16 protein-coding genes are annotated in these 20,302 nt (G+C 50.0%); 10 read left to right on the top strand and 6 right to left on the bottom strand.

Annotated features, from left to right (window positions below):
• Window positions 1-28: 28 nt before the first annotated feature.
• The 5 genes from CBX96_RS17205 (at window position 29) to CBX96_RS17225 (ending at window position 5,438) form a co-directional block, all read left to right on the top strand.
• Window positions 29-1,450 carry a TolC family protein gene (locus CBX96_RS17205; RefSeq protein ID WP_109287517.1) on the top strand — a complete coding sequence of 474 codons (1,422 nt, stop codon included), beginning with the start codon at window positions 29-31 and terminating at the stop codon, window positions 1,448-1,450.
• Window positions 1,440-2,414 (top strand): HlyD family secretion protein, encoded by a 975-nt coding sequence (locus tag CBX96_RS17210; protein WP_109287518.1) that lies wholly within the window; start codon window positions 1,440-1,442, stop codon window positions 2,412-2,414. Before CBX96_RS17205 ends, CBX96_RS17210 begins: the two co-directional genes overlap by 11 nt.
• Before the next feature lie 53 nt (window positions 2,415-2,467).
• Window positions 2,468-3,715: an ABC transporter permease gene (locus CBX96_RS17215; RefSeq protein ID WP_181382230.1), complete on the top strand. Its 1,248-nt coding sequence runs from the start codon at window positions 2,468-2,470 to the stop codon at window positions 3,713-3,715.
• A gap of 1 nt (window position 3,716) precedes the next feature.
• Window positions 3,717-4,868 carry an ABC transporter permease gene (locus CBX96_RS17220; protein WP_109287520.1) on the top strand — a complete coding sequence of 384 codons (1,152 nt, stop codon included), beginning with the start codon at window positions 3,717-3,719 and terminating at the stop codon, window positions 4,866-4,868.
• A 168-nt stretch (window positions 4,869-5,036) separates the two neighbouring features.
• The gene (locus CBX96_RS17225) at window positions 5,037-5,438 is read left to right on the top strand and encodes a hypothetical protein (RefSeq protein ID WP_109287521.1); all 402 of its coding nucleotides are present in this window, start codon (window positions 5,037-5,039) and stop codon (window positions 5,436-5,438) included.
• 143 nt (window positions 5,439-5,581) lie between these two features.
• Here the strand turns inward: CBX96_RS17225 and CBX96_RS17230 are convergent, their stop codons facing one another.
• Entirely contained in the window at window positions 5,582-6,121 is a 540-nt protein-coding gene (locus CBX96_RS17230; protein ID WP_109287522.1) for an outer membrane beta-barrel protein, read from the bottom strand.
• Window positions 6,122-6,644: 523 nt separating this feature from the next.
• Between CBX96_RS17230 and CBX96_RS17235 the strand changes: the two genes are divergently transcribed.
• Complete coding sequence (locus CBX96_RS17235; RefSeq protein ID WP_109287523.1) at window positions 6,645-7,976, top strand: APC family permease; 1,332 nt, start codon at window positions 6,645-6,647, stop codon at window positions 7,974-7,976.
• Window positions 7,977-8,029: 53 nt separating this feature from the next.
• Here CBX96_RS17235 and CBX96_RS17240 read toward each other — a convergent pair whose 3' ends face one another.
• Together CBX96_RS17240 and yjgA are read right to left on the bottom strand one after the other, a co-directional pair.
• Complete coding sequence (locus CBX96_RS17240; protein WP_109287524.1) at window positions 8,030-10,528, bottom strand: Ig-like domain-containing protein; 2,499 nt, start codon at window positions 10,526-10,528, stop codon at window positions 8,030-8,032.
• A 29-nt stretch (window positions 10,529-10,557) separates the two neighbouring features.
• On the bottom strand, window positions 10,558-11,091 hold the full coding sequence (gene yjgA / locus CBX96_RS17245; RefSeq protein WP_109287525.1) for a ribosome biogenesis factor YjgA: 534 nt from the start codon (window positions 11,089-11,091) through the stop codon (window positions 10,558-10,560).
• Between the two features lie 175 nt (window positions 11,092-11,266).
• Between yjgA and pmbA the strand changes: the two genes are divergently transcribed.
• Window positions 11,267-12,610, top strand: coding sequence for a metalloprotease PmbA (gene pmbA, locus CBX96_RS17250; protein WP_011625016.1), 1,344 nt, complete (start codon window positions 11,267-11,269; stop codon window positions 12,608-12,610).
• 148 nt (window positions 12,611-12,758) lie between these two features.
• Here pmbA and CBX96_RS17255 read toward each other — a convergent pair whose 3' ends face one another.
• Both CBX96_RS17255 and CBX96_RS17260 read right to left on the bottom strand, forming a co-directional pair.
• Window positions 12,759-14,900, bottom strand: a complete 2,142-nt coding sequence (locus CBX96_RS17255) for a TonB-dependent receptor domain-containing protein (RefSeq protein WP_181382228.1) — start codon at window positions 14,898-14,900, stop codon at window positions 12,759-12,761.
• 181 nt (window positions 14,901-15,081) lie between these two features.
• Window positions 15,082-15,927, bottom strand: a complete 846-nt coding sequence (locus CBX96_RS17260) for an ABC transporter substrate-binding protein (RefSeq protein ID WP_109287527.1) — start codon at window positions 15,925-15,927, stop codon at window positions 15,082-15,084.
• A gap of 255 nt (window positions 15,928-16,182) precedes the next feature.
• On the opposite strand from CBX96_RS17260, the gene CBX96_RS17265 reads away from it, so the two are divergent.
• Complete coding sequence (locus CBX96_RS17265; RefSeq protein ID WP_086902221.1) at window positions 16,183-16,410, top strand: ribosome alternative rescue factor ArfA; 228 nt, start codon at window positions 16,183-16,185, stop codon at window positions 16,408-16,410.
• A 310-nt stretch (window positions 16,411-16,720) separates the two neighbouring features.
• On the opposite strand, the gene rimO is transcribed toward CBX96_RS17265, so the two are convergent.
• Window positions 16,721-18,151, bottom strand: coding sequence for a 30S ribosomal protein S12 methylthiotransferase RimO (gene rimO, locus CBX96_RS17270; protein WP_011624182.1), 1,431 nt, complete (start codon window positions 18,149-18,151; stop codon window positions 16,721-16,723).
• A gap of 420 nt (window positions 18,152-18,571) precedes the next feature.
• On the opposite strand from rimO, the gene CBX96_RS17275 reads away from it, so the two are divergent.
• A complete protein-coding gene (locus CBX96_RS17275; protein WP_011624181.1) occupies window positions 18,572-19,282 on the top strand; it encodes an oxidative stress defense protein in 711 nt (236 codons plus the stop codon).
• A gap of 195 nt (window positions 19,283-19,477) precedes the next feature.
• Window positions 19,478-20,167 (top strand): DUF4336 domain-containing protein, encoded by a 690-nt coding sequence (locus tag CBX96_RS17280; RefSeq protein ID WP_109287528.1) that lies wholly within the window; start codon window positions 19,478-19,480, stop codon window positions 20,165-20,167.
• The last annotated feature ends 135 nt before the right edge of the window (window positions 20,168-20,302 follow it).

Consider the following 20,302-nt stretch of genomic DNA (forward strand, 5'->3'; position numbering starts at 1 on the left):
AATTAGAGTAACTACTCTAGAGGTGTTAATGAAACTATCACGTTTGGCATGGCTGTGTTTATTGCCTTTGCCCTCGCTATTGCCGTTAGCGGCCAATGCCCAGCCCAGTAGCTTTACTGAGGCTTGGCAGCAAGTGCTTAAGGTGAGCGATAAACTCCAGGCCCAATCCCAAGAGGTGAATCGCGCCAAGGGCGAGCAAGAGGCAGGCGAGAGTTTAAATCTGCCGTCCCTCAGCCTGAATGGCAGTTATACCCACCTCGAAAAACCAATCGAATTAGATTTAAGGGATCTTAATCCCTTAGCCTCGCTTGACCCAGCAACCTTGCCACCCGCACTTGGCGGCGCCTTGGCGAGTATTCCGGGTTCATTATTTGTCACGCCCTTTACCGAGCAAGATATTTTCCGCGCCAGCTTACAGGCGATGTGGCCGATTTATACTGGCGGCCAGATCACCGCGGCTCAAGGCATTCATGCCGCCATGGTGGCCGAGAAGCAACAGGAATTACAGTTAGCTACACGCGACTTATTCACTCAGTTGGTTGACCGTTATTATGCCGTCGATGTGACTCAATCCCTCGTTAGCACCCAAACCGAGCTGGTGGCCTCCTTCACTAAGCACGTTGACCACGCGCTAGCGCTGGAGCGCGAAGGGCAAATCGCTAAGGTCGAGCGCCTGAATTCTCAGGTGGCCTTAGATAACGCTAAGGTCAATTTAGGCAGCGCCCGCCGTCAACATGAAATGGCCGTGATTGCCCTATCGCGCATGTTGCAGCAGAGCGATGTCAGCACTAACTCACCTCTATTTGTGTTGCCACAGGCGCCTTCATTGGGGGATTTGACCCAAGTGACCCTGAGCCAGCATCCCGCACTTAAGCTGCTCGAGGCTAAAGAGGCGCAGGCGAATGGCTTGGTTTCCTTAGAGAAAGGCAAATATCATCCGACTGTGTTCCTCTTTGGTAATTACACCTTATATGAAGATGACAGCTTGTTTTCTAAGGTGGAGCCGGACTGGATGGTGGGTGTCGGCGTAAAAGTGCCCTTGCTGAGCCGCGATGGCCGCAGCGGTAAAGTGGAAGCGGCTAAGAGTGCCTTGCTGCAAGCCCGTTACACTAAGGCGCAGACCCGCCAAGACTTAAGTTTGCTGCTAGACCAAAGTTATCGGCAGTTATTGCAGGCCGAGGAAGAGGTCAAGGCACTGAATACCTCACTCGAACTGGCGAGTGAAAACCTGCGCTTAAGGGAAATCGCCTTTAACCAAGGGTTGTCCACTTCTATCGACAGGGTCGATGCCGAATTAAAACTGAGTGCCGTTAAAACTCAGCAGCTTGGCGCCAGTTATCGCTATGTGCAAGCCTATGCCAGATTAATGGCCATCAGTGGTCAATTAGATGAATTTATCGGTCGCAGTGCCACAGGCGCTCAATCGCAGGAGACTATCAATGCGCGCTAACAGAATCCTTGCCCTAACGGCGTTGGTCGCATTAGGCCTTATCTTAGCCTATGGGCTCAAACTGGCTTACAGCCCAGCGCCGAGTCTGTTACAGGGGCAAATCGAAGCCCGTGAGTATAACGTATCATCCAAAGTGCCAGGGCGGGTTGAACAGGTCCTTGTGCGCCGTGGCGATAGCGTCAGCGAAGGCGATTTGTTATTTGCCATCCATAGTCCAGAGCTCGATGCCAAGTTGATGCAGGCCGAAGGCGGTCGCGATGCGGCCAAAGCCCTGCAACAGGAGGCGAATAACGGCGCCCGCACCCAAGAGGTGATGGCGGCTAAAGAGCAATGGCTCAAGGCACAAGCGGCGGCAACGCTGGCGAAAACCACCTATACCCGAGTGGAAAATCTCTTCAATGAAGGGGTTGCCGCAAGACAAAAACGCGATGAAGCCTTTACACAGTGGCAAGCGGCCAAGTACACAGAGCAAGCGGCTTTAGCCATGTATCAAATGGCCGAAGAGGGTGCGCGGGTCGAAACCAAAGCCGCAGCGGCGGGTAATGCTCGTATGGCCGAGGGCGCGGTGAAAGAAGTCAGTGCCATCATGGCTGATAGCCAAATGCGTGCGCCTAAGTCTGGTGAAATCAGCGAAGTATTGTTGCAAGCGGGAGAGTTAGCACCGAGCGGCTTCCCAGTGGTCAGCCTTATCGACATGCAGGACGCTTGGGCGGTATTCCAAGTGCGTGAAGATCAACTCAAACGCTTTAAAAAGGGCGACAAACTGCCATTAACCATTCCTGCGCTGGATAAAACACTGGAGTTCACTGTCTCTCATATCAGCGTGATGGGCGATTTTGCGACTTGGCGCTCAACCGAAAGTGGCCACGATTTTGATATGCGCACCTTCGAGGTGGAGCTGCGCCCAACTGCGCCGATCCCCGATCTGCGTGTCGGTATGTCTGTGCTGCTCAGTGCTGAGTAACCATTGTGGCCAAGTCACCGAGCGAGCAAACGCATTTGCGCGAGTCTAAGCCGTTGAATGGGGCTCAGAATGCGGCGCATCCTGCATCTTCAGGCATCATTGCATTAGTGCGGCGCGAGCTTAGGGCGCTATGGCGCGATCCTTGGCAACTGGCCCTTATCAGTTACATCCCGCTGCTGGGCATCTTGTGTCTCTGGTGGCTATTTAGTGCTGGATTACCTCGGCAATTACCCGTGGCGATTGTTGACCAAGACCACAGCCAGCTGAGCCGAATGTTGACCCGTCAACTCAAAGCCAACCCTGTCACCGAGCCGCGAAGTTTTACCGATCTCCCCTCGGCTGTTGCGGCGATGCAACAGGCGCAGGTCTATGCCGTAGTGGTGTTTCCCCATGATATGAAAAAGGATCTACTCACCGGCCATAAACCGACAATCGATGTGCGTTACAACAGCCAGTTTTTGCTGGTGGGTAAGTTGTTGTCGAGTCAAATTCAGTTGAGTCTAGGCGATGGGTTGTTGCAGGTCGCAGGCCTTAAGCAGCTGATGACGGGCACGCCAAAATCCCAAGTGGCGGTGAACTTAAGCCCAGTGAAAAGCCAAACGACTGCGCTGTTTAACCGTAACAATAACTACATAGGTTTTTTAGTGCCGCCGGTATTGGTCGCGCTGTGGCAGTTATTATCCATGTTGGTGATGGCCAACAGCTTAAATCGCGAGTTGCACCTTAATGCCACGCAGTCAGAGGAGGGGATCTCCAATCGATTGACCGAGCATTTCTGGCCTAAGGTGTTGGGTAAAATCCTGTTGTTTAGCCCGATATTGATGCTCCAAGGCGGGTTTATCCTCGCTTGGTTGTATCTGTATTTGGCTTTGCCTTTTGCGGGCAGTTTAGCGCTGCTGCTAGTTGCTCAGTTGTTCATGCTGCTGGCGGTGTGGAGCCTTGTATTGTTTATCTTTGTGCTGATGCGTGATAGCGCGCGGGTCATCAGTTTTTGTACTGCGCTGTTTGCGCCAGCCTTTGCCTTTATGGGGATCACTTTCCCCACCCATGAAATGCCGCAACTCGCCCAGTGGTGGCGACTCATCATGCCATCGAGCCATTATATTGAGTCCCATGTGAGTGTGGTGAGTTATGGCGCGGCGTGGCCGACGGTGGCGCAGCAATTGAGTAGTTATTGGGGTTTTATCGGTTTACTGCCGCTGATTTATCTCTTGGCGATTAAATTACTGCCGATGACGGTAAAAGCTCAGGCTGAAGCGGCGGAATACGACGCGGCGCCTCTGCCTGCGAGGGGGCAATAACATGAATTTATGGCAGTTAGTGCTGACAGAATTAAAGGCGATTGTGAGCGACAAGGCGATTGCCGTGACCCTATTCGGCGGAGTGCTGTTTTATTCGGTGCTCTATCCTTTGCCTTACTTGCACCAAGTCCCAACAGAACAACAGCTTATCGTGGTGGATTTAGACCACTCTTCCCTGAGCCGTCAACTTATTCGCCATGCGGATGCCAGCGCTAAAATCCAAGTGATAGGCCAAGTGGGCTCCATCACCGAGGCGAAGCGTTTTATCGAAACCGGCAAAGCCCATGGTTTATTGGTGATCCCCGAAGGATTTCGCCGCGACTTGTTGTTGGGCAAGGGCGTGACCTTAAGCTACGGCGGCGATGCCAGTTACTTCTTGATTTATTCGGCGGTGGCCGAGGGACTTGTCAGCGCGGGAATGGATGCGGGTAAGCAAGTGCAATTAATTGGAATGCTCGCGCAGGGGAAAAATCCGAAAGAAGCCGAGCAGAACCTAAACTCGCTGCATTTAAACAGTGTGCCTGCCTTTAACCCTAGCCTAGGTTATACCCCCTACGTGGTGCCTGGGCTGTTCTTACTTATCCTGCATCAAACTTTGTTGATTGGAACCGGGATCCTCGGTGCGGGGCAGTGGCGCAACCGCAGTTATTGGCAGCAGGTGTCGCCGCTGCAATTGGTCTGCGGTCGTATTCTCGCCTTTATGTTGATTTATATAGTGTTTACCAGCTTTTATGTGGGGTATTGCTACCACTGGTATAAGGTGAGTATTCAGGCGAGTCTTGGTTTAGTAGCGCTATGGTTGCTGCCATTTTTATTGGCGACGGCGGCGGCTGGGGTTGCGATGAGCACGCTGTTTAGCCGCCGTGACCTACCGACTCAAGTATTGCTGTTGATTTCTATGCCGATTCTGTTTGTCTCCGGCTTTGTCTGGCCGATTGCCTTAATCCCTGAGCCTTTGGTGCTGGGCTCGCAGATAATCCCTGCGGTGCCCGCCATTATGGGGATGTTGGAGTTGAACCAAATGGGCGCAAGCTGGGCGAGTGTGCTGCCAAAATGGTTACAGCTTTGGGGTTTGTTTGTGCTGTTTTTTGGCCTTGCGATGTTAGGGATCAAACGTCGTGCGCGGGCATTGGCTGAACCCAGTACATCTTAGGCGGGGCTGTTATTCGTACCGACAGAATACTGATTTTTATGTTTGTATTAAATTTGTTATTGGATATTAGGCAGATATAGATATAATCGTCCGGCAAAAAATTAAACAGGGGCCGTTTAATTTCGAAGCAGTTGCTTCATTTTTTTATCGCATCAAAAGGAAGATGAAATGCGTAAAATTACTTTACTCTCTTTGGCCATGGGTACTTGTCTGTTGGCCGCCTGCGCCGCTAAACCTCCCATCGTTGCACAAGAAAAAACCGTTGAAGTCGATGGTATCAACCTCGTTTTTGGCGGTAGCTACGATACTGAACGCAAAAATATTTCACTGTCGGTGAATGGCGACTCAGTGATGAAAGGCACTTTCCCACCTTACACGCCAACCCAAAACCTCAGCGGTAAATACAAGGGTTACACCATCTCTAGCCAATGTTATTTTGGCTCAGTGCTGAGCAGCCAAGGTGGCGCATTTGGTGCGATTGCTGGGGTGATCCAAGCAACGAAATCCAGCTCTGGCGATAAATGCGACATGCTGGTTAACGGTAAAATCGTCGAAAGCCTTTACTTCTAAGCATCCCACATATCGCTACATGGCCCCTGTATCTAGTGTGTTCCCTTGTGGATAGTTGTATCGAACTCGGTAGGCTGTTTAAAAAAAAGGGAGTACCCAAATAAACTAGGTACTCCAAGAAAATAATGAGGGAGAAAATAGTGTTAGAACTTGTAGTCTAAGGTGAGGTAAACCTGCTGACTGTTGTTAATTTCATTGCCGTTTTCTTCATAGTCTTGGGCTAAATAACGGTAGCCGAGATCCGATGAGAAATGCTCGCTCCATTTGTATTGCACGCCCACTTGACCGCCATATACAAAATCGGTTGCCGATTTGCCTGAGACTTTGTTGTCGTTGGCACCAATGCTAACCCCTGCAAACAAATTAACGTCTTTATGTACTGGTAACAGATAGTCATAGGACACTAACCAGCTGTACTGTTCCTGCTTAAACTTATCATTGGCAAAATTGAATTTGTCTTCCATATAACCAAAAGTACCTGTAATACGATGGTTCTGTTCAATCAGCATACCAATGCGGGCTTGATAGCTCAGATCTTCGGTGTCTTTGTTGATAACACCTTCAATCTCATCTGCTTGATAACCTAAACCCATACCTGCAAAGTAATCGATCTCGACGGCGTGAACACTGCTAGTCATTAATGCTGCACCTGCTGCCATCATCATAATTTTATTCAGTTTCATCATGGACTCCTAAGACTGCTAAGTCGTTTTATCAAAATAATATCGGGTTGATGGAGCCTACTTTACGGCAACCCTTTAACGAGGATAAGCCTGTAACCGCGTGTCTCTTTGTCTCAAAAAACGCGACAATCAGATCAAACTCACATAGATAAGTACAAAATTCGTACTCTTCTTAAGCGAAGGAGCCATTTCAGAGAGCTTGCGAAATAGTAAGATTTTTTTATCTGCCTAAAGCACATATAGGCAACTTAATGCCTTGATTGGGTTGTCTTAGACTCTGTTTTGGGGGAGAATGCGCGCCGCAAAAATAACCGGGGTATTCAGTATCCCGGTTATTTTCTTTTTGAGCGTATGGGTTTTAAACCAATTGAGGCCGGTAAACATCCGGAAATGATATGAGGTTCGTTTGAACCTACTTTACTGAGGACAATTCAATGGGGCTGTTGTTTACCGGATGTTCGGTAGTTGCCGTAAATCAATCTGTTGCGTTTGCAATTCCACCTGCTGCAAAAGGAGGTTGGATATGAGCCAACAAAATCCAGGCTTAAAGCAAAGCCTTAGTCTGTGGCAAGTGGTTGTGATGGGATTAGCCTATCTTACGCCTATGGCCGTGTTTGACACCTTTGGCATTGTCTCCGAGATCACCTCAGGCCATGTGGCCACCTCTTACCTGCTCGCGTTAGCGGGGATCCTGTTTACCGCCTTTAGCTACGGCCACTTAGTACGTAAATATCCCTATGCTGGCTCGGCCTATACCTATGCGCAAAAAACCTTTAGCCCGAATGTCGGCTTTATGGTGGGCTGGTCATCGCTGCTCGATTATATGTTTATGCCGATGATCAATATGTTGCTGGCAAAGATTTACCTCACGGCCATGTTCCCTAACGTCGAGCCGTGGATTTTTATCTTTGGTTTAGTCGCTGTGATGACTCTACTCAACCTGAGGGGGATAGATTTAGTGGCGAATTTTAACGGTGTTATCGTATTCGCCCAGATAGCCATTATCTTAGTGTTTATCGGTCTAATGGCCCACAGCCTGTCCCTTGGCGAAGGCGAAGGTGTGATTGCCAGTGTGCGTCCATTCTATTCCGAACAGATAAGCCTTGCGCCGCTGTTTACTGGCGCGACCATTCTGTGTTTCTCCTTCTTAGGTTTCGATGGCTTAAGTTCGTTGAGTGAAGAAACCAAGGACGCTAAGCGGGTGATCCCCCGCGCCATCGTGCTGACGGCGCTGATTGGTGGCGTAATTTTTGTCAGTGTGTCCTATTTCTTACAGCTGTTTTTCCCAGATATTTCTCGCTTCCAGCAGTTAGATGCTGTGCTGCCTGAGATTGCCCTGTATGTGGGGGGGAATTTATTCCAGTCAGTGGTGCTGGTGGCAACCACCATTGCGGTGTTGGCCTCTGGCATGGCAGCCCATGCGGGGGTGGCACGTATTCTCTACGTGATGGGGCGTGACAATATGCTGCCCAATAAAGGCTTTGGCTATATTCACCCCAAATGGCGCACGCCGGCATTTAACGTGATTCTGGTGGGATTACTGGCGCTTTCGGCGGTGTCCTTCGATCTCGAAATGGCATTGGCGCTTGTCAACTTCGGGGCGCTGGTGGCTTTTACCTTTGTGAACCTGTCGGTAATAGTGCAGTTTTATATCAAAGAGAAACGTAACCAATCCTTGAAAGAGCACTTGCAGTACTTCGTCTTACCTTTGTGCGGCGCGGCGACGATTGGCGTACTGTGGCTTAACCTTGAACCTCAGTCCTTAGAGCTTGGCTTGATTTGGGCAGCAGTTGGGGTCTTGTACTTAGCGCTGCGAAGCCTGCGTTTACGCAAGGCGGTAGAGTTACAGAATTAACTCGCAAATTGAGCTAGAAAGTAAAAGACCCGCAGTTGCGGGTCTTTTGGTTTTTACAGTGTCGGCACGGTAAAGCTGAGGGTAGTCTTAACTTGCTTAGGCGTAGTGGTCACTACACTGATTTGACTCCCCGCAGAGGCGGTGAAACTGATTGGTGTGCCTAAGCCATTCTTGCCAGTGAGAGTATTGGCTACCTCAATGATATCTGGCGTACCGTTACAATCGACGCAGAGCTCGATTTGGGTCTTAGCAGGCATAATTTGTTTGGCACTGTCATGTACAAACACCACAAACTCAGACTCGCTACCTGCGGCAACGGGTTTAATATCATTAACGCTTGCGAGTAACACACCGTCTTGCTGCACACTGATATAAGCCTGCGAACCAGACATGCTTAACACCAAAGCCTTACGCACATAGGTTTTGTTGGCTTGACCAGCGCCACAGAGGCTGCCTTCACATTGAGGGCCGTTAAACTTGCCATCGGCGGCGGGATAGGTCTCGCGGGCGAGGTTATCGAAATAAGGTTCACCGCTGTCGCGGCTAAAGTTTTCATTATCATCGCGAAACGCAGTCGGTAAGTCGCTAAAACCGCTATTGTGGAAGGTCTCCACATCCATTCCATTGCCGCTGCAGTGAGTTGCTACACCATTGAATAAGCAGGCGTTAGTGATAACGCCACCATCGCCACCATCGGCACTATCAAACTGATTGTTGCCGTTAGTGTCGAAGAAGGTTTCGTGACCCAAGGCGTAGGCCAAGATGGTAATACGGTGATCTTGAGGGCGATAAGCGCCTGAAGTCCAAGTCACGCTACAGGCACCATTTTGCGTTAGGCAGCTTGAGGTGATTTGGCCGCCTTCGGTGGTGAAGTTCACCGTTGTATCATCGGGCGCGGGGTTACCAAAGCTGTCCGACAGTCTGGCGGTAATAGTCGCGGTTTCACCGTTATAATCGCCCGCTTCGGGGTTAAATATCGTCGTCGAAAGACCAAAGCCAAGTTGCTGTGGCAGGCCAGTATTAACCGTTAATTGCTCAGATTGGCTAGTGATCACTTCCTTGGTATCGGCATCCACTGCGCTGGCGACCACGCGAACTGGGGTCGGCACAGTACCCGAAAGCACACGCACACTAGCAATGCCCTGGGAGTTGGTTAGACTCTCGGCGCTGGCGCTGCCATTGGCAAAACTTAAACCGCCGACCACAGTATCTAAACTAAAACTAACCTTTTGCTGTGCTGCTGGCTGGCCATTGGCGCTGGTGACTTTAAAGCTCACCAGTGATGATTCGCTCGACCCAGTTCCGCCCGCGCCTTTAATGCGAATTTGGTTGGGCTCGGCCGCTTCAAAGCTCAGACTGGCTAAGGTTTGACGTTGAAGCGTAAAGGGGAAGTTCGCCGTCAGCGTTTGATTACCCACGACTGTGGTCGCGACGATTTGATCGTTACGCTCGCTATTCCCGCTGCAACTGGTGTCTTGGAAGGTCGAGCTGGCATTGCCCGATAGCGTCGTGACAGGCGAGTCTAAGCTCGCATTATTGCTGGCAGTACAGTCAGAGCTGAAACTGATGGATGACGGCGTCTGTACGCGAGTGACAGTGCCATCGCTGGCCTCTAACACTAAGCTTGCAGTCACGCCAAAGCTGCCGCCTGCGCTGATTTTATAGCTGCCATCGGCCTGCGCCGTTAACGTACTGGCCAGTTTTCCTTCGGTAAAACTGCCGCCATTAAAGGAGCCTAATTTTAGAGTGCCGGCTTCGTTAACTGCATCTTTGCTGAGCACTTCATACAAGCTGCTGCTTTGTAGCGATTGCCCTTGATAATCCACCGTTACCGTTAAGGCGTTGGCGCCTAATTCGGTGGCACTTGGGGTATAAGTGACTTGGGCAATACCTTGCTCATCGGTTAGCGTGCTGGCCGGGGTTAAGGTCGCTGACCCCGCACTGAAGCTGACTTTAGCGTCGGTAATACCTTTACTCTCGGCATCGAGGAAAATGGCTTGCAGTTGTACGGCTTCATCAACTTTAAAGCGAGTCACTACATTCGCGCCGCTTAGAATGCTGGCGCTCAGTTTTGGGGCGATGGATGCGCCAGTACCGTCGATAGTGCCTGTAAATTCAAAGTTGCGAGTCGCCGATAGCGCTGTGCTCGAATCACTTGGGGTAGTGGTTGCCGTAATCGTTCCTGCATTGATCAGCAAATCTGGATTACTCACAATAACAACGGCTTCACCATTGCTATCCGTGAGTTTGCTTTCCGGTGTTAACGTCCCAAGGTCGGTCGTAAAGTTTACTCTCTGGTTGCTGACCTTTGCTGACCCTTTGTTTAACTTGGCGACAGCACAAAAACCTGCGTCTTTAGGGAAACTTTGAAGTGAGGTAAAACTGCCGCATTGACTACCCGATAAGGTTTTAAAGTCGATAGACAGTTTGTAAATACCGTCGCTGGCATCTGTGCCACCGTTATCTTCGTCAGAGGGGCCGTTACAGCCCCAGAGTCCAAATAAGCCAATAGAAAGCAAAGTGAGATTGCAAAACGTGTTGCTAAATCGCATAAGCAAACATCCTTGTGGTGCTGAGTTAATTAGTCTTGAATTTCGCTGCGTAGGTATTTAAACAGCTCTTTTGAGGATTTGGACTCAGGGCCTTTCGCCAGCTCTTTCGTGGCTTGACGCACTAAAGTACGCAGCTTCTGTCTGTCCAACTGTGGGTAATGTTCCACTAAGGTTTGAATTTCGCTGTCGCCTTGGCTCAGTAAGCGCTCGCGCATTTTCTCGAACATTTGCAGCTTAGCGGTTTCGTTGCTGTTTTTGTTCAGCACGACAGCGAGCGCCGCTTTAATCGGCTCAATATCGACGTGACGCATCAACTTACCGATATATTGCATATGGCGACGATAGGCTTCTGTCTTCGGCTTAATCTTATGGGCTTGCAGGATGCTGTCATATAAGTGCTCGTCCAGCTCGATTTTATCTAGCTGGGTTTTGCTGAGCGACACCAATTCCATACCGACTTTTTGAGCAGCTTCGCAGTCACGCTTGTCCTCGGTTTTGCTGACATACTCTTCGTCACTGTCATAGGGTTGTTTAAAATGCTCTGAATCACCAACAATCTTCATATAGATAAAACCTCAGTTAAATAACGGCCTAATAATAACATCTCCCGCCAAAAATCGCCTAACGAAAGCGCGTGCGCCATGGCTGAGATTGACGAAATAAGCGCGCAATAAATAATGAGAATGGCATGGGTGTTTGTTATGCTAACGCCATTGCCGACAACGAAAGAGTAGCTTTGTGTCTTTGAACAGAATCGATAGTGAATTGGCCGCGCTGAAAGATGCGGTTGCCGTGGCCCTCGAATATGCCAATAAATTAGGGACAAATGCCGCCGAAGTGGCGATCAGTAAACAACAGGGATTATCGGTTTCAACCCGCTTAAAAGAAGTGGAAACGGTTGAATTTAATAAAGATGGCGCCCTAGGGATTACGGTTTATCGCGATGGTTGCAAGGGCAGTTCATCGACTTCCGATCTCAGCCCAGAAGCCATTGCCCTGGCGGTGAAAGCGGCGGACGATATCGCCCGTTACACCTCGGCCGACCCCTTTAGCGGTTTAGCCGACAAAGCCTTAATGGCGACCGAGATCCGCGATCTTAAGCTCTATTATCCTGAAGAGATTTCTCCCGACGAATTAGCCCAATTGGCGATTCGCGCCGAAACCGCGGCGCTCGATGCCGATCCGCGCATCAATAACTCCGATGGTGCCAGCGCAAACGCCCACACTTCGGTCAAGGTTTACGGCAATAGCCACGGCTTCTTAAACGGTTATTGCAGCTCGCGCTACAGCTTAAGTTGCAGCGTGATCGGTGAAGACTCAGATGGCAGCATGCAGCGGGATTACGATTACACTATCGCCCGTAAATTCAGTGAGATGCTATCTCCCGAATCCGTTGGCTTGAAAACCGCACAAAAGACAGTGAGCCGTTTAGGCGCACGTAAGATTGCGACTTCGCGTTTACCTATTCTTCTTTCGCCTGAAATCGCCACAGGGCTCATCGGCCATTTAGTCGGCGCGATCAGCGGTGGCAGCCTGTACCGTAAATCCAGCTTCCTGTTGGATGCGATTCACACCCAAATCTTCCCCGATTGGTTCAACATTGAAGAACAGCCGCATCTGCTGGGTGCGCTTGCCAGTGCCAACTACGATAGCGAAGGTGTAGCGACGCAAGATCGACGTATCATCGACCGGGGTATGTTAGAAAGCTATCTGCTGACCAGCTATTCGGCGCGCAAACTAGGCTTAACCAACACAGGCCATGCGGGCGGTATCTACAACTGGACGCTGGCGCACACGGGTCAAAGTTTCGATGAGCTAGTCAAAGGTATGGGCACAGGCCTGATTGTCACTGAAGTGATGGGCCAGGGCGTGAATATGGTAACGGGGGATTATTCCCGCGGCGCCGCTGGTTTTTACGTCGAAAATGGCGAAGTGCAGTTCCCCGTCGAAGAGATCACTATCGCGGGCAACTTGAAGGATATGTTCCGTGGTATTCAGGCGGTTAGTAAAGACTTCGATTTACGTTCGTCTATCCGCACCGGCGGGATCTTATTATCCGAGATGAAGGTCGCGGGTAACTGATTGAGTTGACCCTATTGAGCCATTCAGTCTAACGGTTCAGCGTTAACGGAATGAGCTTTAATCAAAAGGGCAAATGCGTTCGCATTTGCCCTTTTGATTTAATTGCCTCGTCTTAAATAGCTTTGCCACATTTTAGCGGTGGTGCTCATTAGAATTTGTAGCTAGCGCCTAATTCAAATGAGCGACCCGAGCCTGCGACTTGGCTAAAGCCACCCGTACTATCGGCCTTAAATTCGGCAAGGTTGACACCACCCAGCGGTAGTTCGTAGTAAGTATCAAACAGGTTGTTGATCGCAAAGGTTAAACTCAGCTCTTGCCACTTGATACTGCTGCTTAAATTTAACAGCGAATAACTGTCGGTCTCATTTTCTAAACGGCGCTCATCGACCTTATCCTTAGTCGCTACCCATTGCCATGACAGGCGGTTTTCCCAATCACCCAGTTGATGGCTAAGGGCTAACTCGGTTTGTAGCGGTTTGATTTGATAAAGCGGCTCGTTACCCTCATCGCGCTCGCCACGGGTGATATTCAGCTTGCCCTGCATCTGCCATTTACCGCTGTCGGTATCGGCTAATAGGTAGTTCGCACTAAACTTAGCGCCATATAAATGGGCATCTTCGTTGGTGAATTTAAGGATATTGCGTTTACCGTTGGCAAGGCCACTACGGTTAAAGCTGCCAATCACCTCGGCATCAATATAGTCGGTCACTGCGCTATACCAAGCCGTGGTCGAGAATTGCCATTCATCGCCCGCAAACTTGTAGGCCGCACTCAGGGTGTGCGCGGTTTCAGGCTTAAGATCGGGATTGCCCACGTAACCGTTACCGTCGCCATACCAGCCGATCATTGTCGTTGCCATCACGCCACGGCCCCAGCTGTAACGCTCATACAGGTTTGGCGCGCGGTTTTTACGGGCTAAGCCAAATTCCAATTGTTGCTTGGCCGACAATTGATAGCGTGCCAGCAATGTCGCATCGATAAGGTTGTCGTCACGGCTTCTATCCATAGCATTAAAGGCTTTTGCCGCTTCGGCATCCATATTCGGCATGCCCATCATGGGCATATTGCTGTAGGCCTGCACTTCGCCCGTATCTGTGGTGACATATTCATAACGCACCCCGGCAGACAACCACCAGAGTGGCGTGAGGTTTTGCTGCCACTCGCCATAAACTGCGGCGCGGCGGCGTTCGCCGTCATTGATATTGATATAGTCATTGGGGGCCATCATAGTGCCGGACACGGCTGGCCAAGTATCATCGAGTTGATAGTTATAAAATTCCTGCCCAACGAGTAGTGTGCTGTCCTCGCCCATAGGTAGGCGCCAATGCAGTTGATAGCTGTAATCGCTGCCTTCAGTGTTCATCGGCATCTTGCCGGTTTTTTCCGGAGTGAAGAAGCCCATTTCATGCTTCACACTGTGCCAGTTTAACTGGGCGCTAAATTCACCGTCGTTGTCTAAATCACGCAGATAACGGACTAGGGCACCGTAACTCTTGTTATCCGTCATATCCATGTATTGGTTCGGGAAACCTTGGAAAGGGATCGCCTGATGCGTTAGCTTAATCGCCAGTTGTTGTTTGTCATCACGCCATGCCGCTGTTAACGCATGGTTTTGGGCACGATAGAGGGTATCGAGTACTTTATCGCCGTGACCATCGTGGTAGCTATTGGCATCTTCATAGGCGCCTTGATAGCTGAAACTTAAGTCCTTACTGGCGATTCCAGCCTTAGCACCGAGTAAGAAGGCATCGCTGGTGCTGCGGTATCCCGATGAAATCTCGCCGCTTTCGAAGCTGAGGTTGTCGCTGTCGCTAAATTTAGGATTCAGGCTATTAACCTTAATCACCCCGGCGATATTGTCGCCGCCCGCACTGACAGGGGACACGCCCGCGACCACTTCTACCGAGCTGATTTGATTAGCGGAAACGTAGGAAAGTGGTGGGTTCATTTGGTTGGCACAGGAGGCGGTGATATCCGCGCCATCGACTAACACTTTAATGCGATCGCCCATCATGCCATTCAGCACGGGCAAGGCGGAGACGCCGCCCGCTTCGGAGAAATCGACGCCTTGGTCTTTTAGCAAGGCATCGGCCGAGCCTAAGGCATTACGGCCAATACTCTGTTCGCCATGGACTTGAATACGTTCAATTTGCGTCTGATTTGTCTCGTTGGCCATGGCGTGTGAGGTAACCGAAGCGCCTAATGCTAAGGTCAGCGCGCTGGCGATTGCGGAGCATTTAAAGCCGTGGGGGATCGTTGAAGCGTTTGCAGCCATCTTATTGTCTTCCATTCACTCGGATAAATTGCGCTGCATTATAAAGATCATCACAGTGTGACAGGTGCGGCATATTGTCGCAGAGCTTATAAAGACAAAGCTGAATTAGCGGCCTGAAGTGCTCGTTAGCACCAAGATGAAGATAAGCTAGCGCCAAGTGTGGATATCAAGTGGCTTGATTTAACACGCCCTTGGATTAACCGAAGTGATTGAAGTAGATACGCTGGGTTTCTCCTTCGGCATCCATGGCGGCGAGTGCCTTGGCAAACTCATAGGCCTTTGAATCTTCGGCCAGTGTGTTGGGGCTGTTATCTGGGCTGACGGGGAGGTCTGCACGGTAGTTAGGGTTATGTTGCCCGCGAAAATGGCGGCTTTTTTTCGAAAAGCCCAGATACATGGCCTGAGGCTGCTGGCAGCAATTGGGGTGCAGCTTAAATTGGCTCATGTCCCGCTGTTTAAGGTAGTAGCTGATGGTGGCCTGATCGTAGATAAAAAAATCCCCTTGGCTGGCAAGCAGGTAATCTAAGGCCTTAGGCACATCGAGTTCTGGCGGTTTGCGTACCGACATGGTTTCGGGTAGGCCATTAAAGTCGTAGCTGCCGGGGGCGATTAACAGTGTCATCCCACTCTGGGACAACTGCTCTAACGAACGTATATCGGCGGCTCCCGCACGGCTAATGCCGATGGCGCGCTCCGATAGGCCATTTGGAATAAAAAAGGCAAATTGGGCGCGCTCCTCACTAAAACTCAGGCCGGGGTAAAAGTCGATATTACCGAGTTTCAAATCCCGCAAAATCCGCATCTTAGGCGCCCGCGTGATCCTGAGTTTGCAACCAATCCGCTCGGCGGCGGCTTGATAGATATCGTGGTAAAACCCTTGGTTATTGGGTTCGTGTTGGATAAAAGGAAGGCGCTCACTGGTGCGATAACCCATGGTAATGATGCACTCAGAGCTTGAAAAAGCCTGCGCTAGACTAGGGGAGAGGCTGAGTAACAGGACTACTAAGCAAAGCAAAGGCCGATAAATAACTGCAAATTGCAAAATGATCTCCTTATCCCGTGATTACAAAGGGTAATCTTGCCGCCAATGGGCGAGCTAAAAGTACAACTAAGGCGAAGGCTTGATAGCCTAATGTATTATTTTTATTGAATTAATCTATCATACTTTTTGATAATAAAAAGCGTGATTCTTTGCACTACTGCACAAACTCTGTACATCCTGCCATATTGCGCTATAGTGTCGCCGCAGGTCGAGTGAGGTGTATTTGGCCTGTATGAAATTAACTGAGGAGTTCCTATGGCAAAGCTTAAAGAGACTAGTGTGCTCGAACATGAAAATGGTCGCGGCACTATTACCGACAACGCACTCAAGGCAGTGGTGACTAGCTCATTGTTTAGAATGCGCACCGAAAAGCCGAAAAAGGGCAAAGGGTCTTACAACCGTAAAGCAGCAAACCGAAAGGGGTATCAGCACAGGGGCGATACCCCTTTCGACTTTATGGGAGTTTGCCTTGCTGGAGCCTAGCGTTGAAGCCTTAACTTTGCTCGCGCTGATTTGTTTATCCCTTATCTCTGCTCGATTTCTCTTTGATTCTTGTCCTGTAAACCTTTAACGCGCCATTCTTGAGCTCCTCGACTTATCTGCTCTGCCATTTGCTGCCGATATCCTTCAATGTCTATCACTAGGTCGGTAACGATTGCCCATAAAAAAGCGAGCCCCTTGACTATTAGTATTAATATCAGGGGCTCGCTATTGATGCTTTTAATCTGGCTAATCGAATGCAGAGGGCAAGCGCTTAGCGCGAATGCCTAAGCCTAGTGTTTAAGCCGAGTGCTTAAGCCTCGATATCATCTTCGGCATCGGCGTCGACTAACTCGGCCCACAGATCGTGCTCGTCCGAGTGAGTGATCACAGCACGCACTAACATGCCGGGTTCGAGTTCGGTTTCACCGTTGATAAAGACCATGCCGTCGATTTCTGGAGCATCGGCGAAGCTGCGGCCAATCGCGCCTTCTTCGTCTACGTCATCGATCAGAATATCCATAGTACGGCCAACGAAACGGGCTAAACGCTCGGCGCTGATCTCGGCTTGGACTTCCATAAATCTGTGGTATCTGTCTTCCTTCACGTCTTCGCTGATCAGTTCAGCGATAGTGTTGGCTACAGCGCCTTCTACTTCTGAGTACTTGAAGCAGCCTACGCGGTCGAGGCGCGCTTCACGCAGGAAGTCGAGTAGCATTTCGAAGTCTTCTTCGGTTTCGCCAGGGAAGCCCACGATAAAGGTTGAGCGGATCACCAAGTCTGGGCAGATTTCGCGCCAGCGTTGGATGGCTTCTAACTGACGATCAACACGGCCTGGACGCTTCATCATCTTCAGGATGCGTGGGCTGGCGTGCTGCATCGGAATGTCTAGGTATGGCAGGATTAAACCTTCGGCCATCAAGGGGATCAGATCGTCAACCCATGGGTATGGGTAGATATAGTGTAAACGTACCCAAGCGCCCATCTTGCCCAGTTGGCGAGCAAGGCTAGTGATGTCTTGCTTCACTGGCATACCGTTCCAGAAGTCGGTGCGGCCGCCCTTGTCTTTACCGTAGGCAGAGGTGTCTTGGCTAACGACTAAAATTTCTTGCACGCCTGATTCAACCAAACGCTTGGCTTCATCTAATACGCTACCCGCTGGGCGGCTGTCTAAATCGCCACGCAGTGCAGGGATGATGCAGAAGGTACAACGGTTATCACAACCTTCTGAAATCTTTAAATAAGCATAATGCTTAGGCGTTAACTTAACCCCAGTTTGTGGGATTAACGAGGTAAATGGGTTGTGCTCTGGTTTTGGCACGTACTTGTGTACATGCTTTAACACGGCTTCGTAGCTGTGTGGACCCGTGATTTCGAGCACGTCAGGGTGCACTTCACGGATTTGGTTTTCCTTGGCGCCTAAACAGCCGGTCACGATCACTTTGCCGTTTTCTTCTAGGGCTTCGCGCACCGCATCTAAGGATTCTTCAACCGCCGCATCGATAAAGCCACAGGTGTTGACGATAACCAGATCGGCATTGTCGTAGCTGTTGGTGACTTCATAGCCGTCGATGCGTAATTGGGTCAGAATGCGCTCTGAGTCCACTAGGTTTTTTGGGCAACCCAAAGACACGAAACCGATGCGATTCCCGGTAGCAGTAGAATCAGCACTCGCTGCTTCTAATGTCTTGGCTGGGGTCTCAAGCGTGGTTGTTTGCTTAGGATTAAAAGTTTCAACTGTCATGGTGTCTCGCTGATGCTGATAAAAGAGCGCCGTAAAAAGAGCGCGGATTATACCTGAAGTGATTAAAAGGTACAGTGTCTTTGGGTGAAAAGTGTACAGCCAAGAGAGCGTTTCTACCAGTTGCGGCGCGGCAGAGTCCGTAGCTTAGTTATCCCGCCGCATTTCATCTTGCGTGAATGGCTTTAAGGTTTGAATGGCCCAGTGCACAGCCGCTCGCTGCCGATTTAAAAAATTTTCAAAAAAATTAACCCTTTTTATTTTTGCCTGCGTTTATAGGGGTAGTTTGCATGATGCGTGGCTATCGCAACGGACGACAAATCGGGTTGTTACATATTGGTACAGCAAGTCGCACTTTTAACCGATAGCCGCCGCGTCAGAACCACGGCAGTCTCGCCTTAAATGATTTAGTTGGAGTTAACAATGAAGCATTCTCTTTTAGCTGTATTAGTGGCTGGTGGTCTTTTTTCAGGTGTGTTTACCGCGAAGGCGATGGCCGCCGACGTAGATTTTCCCCATATTGAAACCATGGGCGTGAGCCAAATTCAGGTTGAGCCGGATATGGCAGAGCTTAATGTCGAAGTAGCCGTTACCGAGAAAGAGGCTAAGGCCGCCAAGGATAATTCGGATGCCGCAGTGGCGAAATTTATCGCCCGTTTAACTGCTGCGGGCATTACCAAGGAGCAAATCCAAAGCGCTAACTTAAATCTGCAGCCGCAATATGTGTATGCCCAGGATAAGGCGCCAGAGCTGAGTGGTTATACCGCGAGTCGCCAAATCACAGTTACCATTAGTGATTTAGCCCGCTTAAATACCATTTTGGACTCCGCCTTAGAGGAGGGGATCAACAGGGTCAATAATATCGCCCTTAAGTCGAGCAAAGAGGCCGAGTATGTGGCCAAGGCGCGCCAAGCGGCGATTGTAGATGCTAAACAAAAAGCCGAAAGCTTAGCCAAGGGATTTGGGGAGAACTTAGGTAAGGTGTGGCAAATTCGTTATTACGATCAACGCCCTGTGCAGCCCGTAATGTTGCGCATGAATGCCAAGGCCGATGCCATGGGCGCCGCTGAAAGCTATCAATATGGCCAAGTGACTATCGAGGATAGAGTCGAAGTGGTTTATAAACTCAAATAAAACCGCGATGTGAGTATGACTCTCTATCGCAATGGGCTGCTCAACTGAGCAGCCCATTTTTATATGCTTGGCCGTAAAGGCATATCCCACTTAGCATGGTGAGCAGAGTTTAAGTGTCCTCATCGGCAGGTTTTGTGTTTCAATGGTCGATATGGCCCCGTCAATGGGGCTGCGTAGACAACAGGGAGTGTCGATATGAAACAGCTAGCCGAAAACCTATGGATTGTTGATGGCGAGGCGGTACCTTTTTTTACCTTGCCCTATACCACACGGATGACGATTGTCCGCTTAAGTGATGGCACTTTGTGGGTGCACAGCCCTATCAAGCTCACGTCAGAGCTGCAAACGCAGATCGCCAGCCTCGGCGAGGTGCGTTATTTGATTGCCCCAAATCATCTGCATCATTTGTTTTTATTGGAATGGCAGCAGGCTTACCCGCAGGCTCAGAGTTTTGGTACTAGCGAAGTGCAAACTAAGCGTCCCGATCTGCATTTTGAGCAAGTGTTTACCCCAGAGTTTAATGCGCCTTGGTCGGCGGATATCGCACAGTTGTTATTTACTGGCTCCCACTTTATGCAGGAATGTGTGTTCTTCCATAAAGCGTCTAGTACTTTGATCGTGACCGATCTTATCGAGAACTTTTCCCCCGATGCCTTTAATGCCTTGCAGCGATTGCTCGCCCGAGGCGCGGGCATACTCGCCCCCAATGGCAAAATGCCCTTAGATTGGCGGTTAAGTTTTATGTTTGCCAAGCAGCAAGCCCGCACGCATCTGGTGAAGATGCTGGCTTGGCAGCCTAAAAGGATAGTGATGGCCCACGGGCTGATTGTTGAGCAAGACGCTATGGCATTTTTGCAAAGTTCATTTGCATGGTTAGAAGGGTAAGCGGAGCTGCTCTATGGTGACATCAAGGTTGTGTCGTTTGTGGAGGAATATCTTGCTTAGCAGTCTTTGCATTTAATGGCATGCAATTCGAATCATAAATCCGAGGGAGGTTAGGATGGCTTTTGATATTAGAGC

The sequence above is a fragment of the Shewanella sp. BC20 genome (assembly GCF_003129585.1).
Classification (GTDB): domain Bacteria; phylum Pseudomonadota; class Gammaproteobacteria; order Enterobacterales; family Shewanellaceae; genus Shewanella; species Shewanella seohaensis.

What these genes read in the sequence shown, in the direction of transcription:
- CBX96_RS17210 (WP_109287518.1), top strand. Translation starts at nt 1,440, where the DNA reads ATGCGCGCTAACAGAATCCTTGCCCTAACGGCGTTGGTCGCATTAGGC.
- CBX96_RS17280 (WP_109287528.1), top strand. Translation starts at nt 19,478, where the DNA reads ATGAAACAGCTAGCCGAAAACCTATGGATTGTTGATGGCGAGGCGGTA.
- CBX96_RS17275 (WP_011624181.1), top strand. Translation starts at nt 18,572, where the DNA reads ATGAAGCATTCTCTTTTAGCTGTATTAGTGGCTGGTGGTCTTTTTTCA.
- CBX96_RS17220 (WP_109287520.1), top strand. Translation starts at nt 3,717, where the DNA reads ATGAATTTATGGCAGTTAGTGCTGACAGAATTAAAGGCGATTGTGAGC.
- CBX96_RS17205 (WP_109287517.1), top strand. Translation starts at nt 29, where the DNA reads ATGAAACTATCACGTTTGGCATGGCTGTGTTTATTGCCTTTGCCCTCG.
- CBX96_RS17235 (WP_109287523.1), top strand. Translation starts at nt 6,645, where the DNA reads ATGAGCCAACAAAATCCAGGCTTAAAGCAAAGCCTTAGTCTGTGGCAA.
- CBX96_RS17225 (WP_109287521.1), top strand. Translation starts at nt 5,037, where the DNA reads ATGCGTAAAATTACTTTACTCTCTTTGGCCATGGGTACTTGTCTGTTG.
- CBX96_RS17265 (WP_086902221.1), top strand. Translation starts at nt 16,183, where the DNA reads ATGGCAAAGCTTAAAGAGACTAGTGTGCTCGAACATGAAAATGGTCGC.
- rimO (WP_011624182.1), bottom strand. Translation starts at nt 18,151, where the DNA reads ATGACAGTTGAAACTTTTAATCCTAAGCAAACAACCACGCTTGAGACC.
- CBX96_RS17230 (WP_109287522.1), bottom strand. Translation starts at nt 6,121, where the DNA reads ATGAAACTGAATAAAATTATGATGATGGCAGCAGGTGCAGCATTAATG.
- CBX96_RS17255 (WP_181382228.1), bottom strand. Translation starts at nt 14,900, where the DNA reads ATGGAAGACAATAAGATGGCTGCAAACGCTTCAACGATCCCCCACGGC.
- yjgA (WP_109287525.1), bottom strand. Translation starts at nt 11,091, where the DNA reads ATGAAGATTGTTGGTGATTCAGAGCATTTTAAACAACCCTATGACAGT.
- CBX96_RS17240 (WP_109287524.1), bottom strand. Translation starts at nt 10,528, where the DNA reads ATGCGATTTAGCAACACGTTTTGCAATCTCACTTTGCTTTCTATTGGC.